The following is a 3392-nucleotide window of genomic DNA, read 5'->3' on the forward strand; positions in this document are numbered from 1 at the left end:
ATGTTCCATTTATAATCACCTCGCTATAATTTTCCTGCCACGGTATTGTATGTCCGTCTATCCGCAGAGTAACTGGTGCAAAAGCCTCTTTTCCCATCTAAGCGGGTACACATAGACAATCGCCGTTAAAGCCATGTTGGGAAACCTAGGAGGTCTAAATTTACTCTGTACATCGTATACAGTCTGTCTCGCTTGTGAAGCACATTTAACGTTACATAACATCAATCTTGTTACGTTATAATTCTTTATGCAAAAACTGCCCTCTCCCCTTTTATACCAAGGGTTTGGGGCGGCTTTTTTCGTCATTTCACAAACCATCTTCCCTGTTACGTTTCCAATTCATTTTTTATGCAAAAATGTCGCAATCCCTTGCCCTGACTGGGATTATGACAGTTTCAGAGGGGATAAGTGCCATCCCGAATGGGTCTTCACCGGTTGCATAAAAACGGGTGAGTTTATGCACTACTGACTAGTATAGTTGAAAGGGATTTAAAAAGCATGGAAATAAAAAAGCCGAGTCCGTAAACTCAGCTTTCATTTTGTAATCCGGAGCGGATTTTGTATCTCTTTGATCATGTCATTCGGATCGAGTGACATAGGTTTATTTGGCTCAACACGGATCGTTTCCGGCAGCGTGGTCGGCGGGGTAGGAACTTCGTTAAAAAGAGCATAGATCGCGACCGTAATTTTCCCATCTTGAGTTTTAGATGAAACCTTGATCGGTGCATTTAATTGATTTTGAAATTTAAAGTCCGGTTCTCTCCAGGAAACAGTCGCATCCCTCCCTATTGGCACGTAGGTAACCACATGACTGTGGCTCACGTGTTCGATAACGCGGAGGCCGGCAGCATCCACTGCATTAAAAAGGGTGGAAGATGTTTGGCAGATTCCGCCACCGATTCCTTCTGTATATTCCCCTTTGACAATTTCCGGGGCTGGTTTATATCCACGTTCCAGCGTCCGTTCTCCAACGACCTGATTAAATGAAAAAACTTCCCCGACATCAACCACATGACCATTTATTGCATTGCTTGACAGTTGAATATTATGCGCGCGGTGCGTCTTCGTCGGGTCAAAATAGGTCGTGTATGAAGACAGCAACTGACCCCCTGTTTGTAGCAAATCAAGCGTTTCTAATTTTCCATCCCGGTTATTTGTCCGAACGCTCACTTTGGTCTGCTTCGGAGGGGATTGATTCTTACTTTCATTTTTCTTCGGCACACAGCCTGATACCAAAAGCAGCGTGCATAAAATGAAAATAGCCCAACGCCTCATGGGTAAACCTCCTTCCTTCTAAGGTAATTTTCCCCAGATAGATTTAAAAAAATGTATACGCAAAAGCCCATTCTTGTAAAGAGTGAGTAACATGTCAAAGAAGGTGATCACATTGAGGAGGGCTATTCGCTTTTTAACATCCTTTATAAAGCACAATGGAGATCGGATGGGAAAACAGGCTTTTGCACGGGTGACTCTGCGGATAGACGGGCATACGATACCAATGTCTTGTTGTATCATAAAACCAAAAGGAGTGAAGGTTTTGCATTACCAATGGTGGCATATGGATCCTAACATGGTGAATTCGCAGATGATGTACTATTATCGTCGGAAACCCTACAAAATAAGACATCGTCCTCCATGGGACAGCTTTTCTAGGAGCTCACACCTAGGTACTGCTTCTATATCCAATCATAAAAATGAATCGAAACCTAATTTCCAAGCTATCGTTAGTAACGCTTTTGAAATGAATAACATTCAAGACCCTAATCTGAAGGAAGCACTAATCAAAGCATTAGAACAAGCGGTAGATTATGACGAGATCTTTAAATTCGTACAGGAGAAAATGAAATCACACGTTGACGTTCGTCTCTCTCCCCGCTCATCCCCTTCCACCCCGGAGGGCTCTTGGTTAGAACCATCCCAGCATGAAAATTAGGTGGCAGACCCATATTTCCTTTTGGATTGAAAACACGGTCGAGCCCAATGGTGAACAATCTTTCTTTTTGTTAACTCCACCAAAGCAAAAAGACCCCTAGCCTGGAAGGGGTCTTTTCGTGGCAAGCCTTCTACTGTATGCACGAAGGATTTTTTGTACGTCGGCTCCCTTAACAGTAAATGGTCGAACTGCGGTTTTCGCAGTCTTCAGAACTAAATGCGAATATGGAGCCACTCTTTTGTCAGAAGGCGTGTAAAGCATTGTCCTGCTAGATAGAGCTAGTAGTCAGATTTGGCCTGCTGATTGTCCGTGTCTAGCGCAAATGTTCTTAGATTGGCGGCTACCCCTTCCGCACTGGCAACGGTTTGCTGGATTTTAGATCCGACTGTCATATTGGTTCCTCCTTTTTTCTAATTATGCACATCCATGAAAATGTAGTTTTTAAACAACTAAAATAGCCCGTGCAAATATTACTTCTGGGATTGTTGAATGGATTGTTGAGCCTGTTGTAGCTGCTGACGGGCTTGTTGTAGCTGTTGTTGTTGCTGGGTGTTTAATTGTCCGGTTTGATTTTGCATTTGTTGAACCTGTTGTTGGGCCTGCTGCAACTGTTGCTGGGCCTGCTGAAGCGCTTGCGGGTTAGCCTGGTTTTGAGCCTGTGTTACGGCTTGTTGGGCCTGTTGGACCGCTTGAAGAGCTTGCTGTAGTTGTTGTTGATTTTGCTGTTGCACGCTTCTTCACTCCTTTAATTTAAAGTTGTGGGGTCCTTTATTCTTTTTTCGAAACAACGAAGATTATACATAAAGTCCGTGTTCTGTTATGAAGATCCCCAGCAGATTTGCCATAGCTCATAACAAATTACCTCTTAGGTAGGAAATCCACAAAAAGCTGTTCTTACCCATGGGGGATTTCTCGGTTTTTCGTCTCATTAGGGGGTATGACAACGATTCGTAGATTTTTTGGCCACTTTCTCAATCTCCGCCGATAACATCGAAGACGAGCGCAAACACAACGCCTATAGCTTAGGGTGTTATCACCGGAGTAACATTAACGGCGGAGTTTTTAACGGGATCGGGGCCTCAACTTCGCCGATAACATCACTAAACACCAGCATAACTCCGCTGATAATACATGTTATCGGCGGAAAACGTCCAAATGGCCATCTATTTTGCGAATCGTTGCCGTACCCCATGCTTCAGTGCAAATGTCTCCATAGGAGGATGTCTTTGTAGTCCGACTTTACATATTTTTTGGTCTCAAAATTCCCAGCACATTTATCTGCATCTGGGATATTCCACGTCCTTCGGGCTTCCTGTAATGTAACTTCGCAGTCCACGTTATTCGTGAAAAAAGCCCCTAATATAAGGGGCTTTTCCCATTTGTAAAAGAGGATTTTCAGGGGCTTCTTCTAGATTGCCCCAGTTTATTAAAACAATCCGCATAAAGCATTTAAAACAGC

The 3392-nt window shown here is 43.5% G+C and carries 4 protein-coding genes; 1 reads left to right on the forward strand and 3 read right to left on the reverse strand.

Annotated features, from left to right (window positions below; all coding sequences use genetic code 11):
• Positions 1–534: 534 nt before the first annotated feature.
• Complete coding sequence (locus IEW70_RS17535) at positions 535–1275, reverse strand: VanW family protein (protein ID WP_188649201.1); 741 nt, start codon at positions 1273–1275, stop codon at positions 535–537.
• 91 nt (positions 1276–1366) lie between these two features.
• Between IEW70_RS17535 and IEW70_RS17540 the strand changes: the two genes are divergently transcribed.
• The gene (locus tag IEW70_RS17540; RefSeq protein ID WP_188649202.1) at positions 1367–1933 is read left to right on the forward strand and encodes a hypothetical protein; all 567 of its coding nucleotides are present in this window, start codon (positions 1367–1369) and stop codon (positions 1931–1933) included.
• Between the two features lie 278 nt (positions 1934–2211).
• On the opposite strand, the gene IEW70_RS17545 is transcribed toward IEW70_RS17540, so the two are convergent.
• Complete coding sequence (locus tag IEW70_RS17545; RefSeq protein ID WP_188649203.1) at positions 2212–2325, reverse strand: DUF1657 domain-containing protein; 114 nt, start codon at positions 2323–2325, stop codon at positions 2212–2214.
• Between the two features lie 78 nt (positions 2326–2403).
• A complete protein-coding gene (locus tag IEW70_RS17550; protein WP_188649204.1) occupies positions 2404–2664 on the reverse strand; it encodes a hypothetical protein in 261 nt (86 codons plus the stop codon).
• Positions 2665–3392: the final 728 nt, after the last annotated feature.

This window comes from Marinithermofilum abyssi, from assembly GCF_014641195.1.
GTDB lineage: Bacteria > Bacillota > Bacilli > Thermoactinomycetales > DSM-45169 > Marinithermofilum > Marinithermofilum abyssi.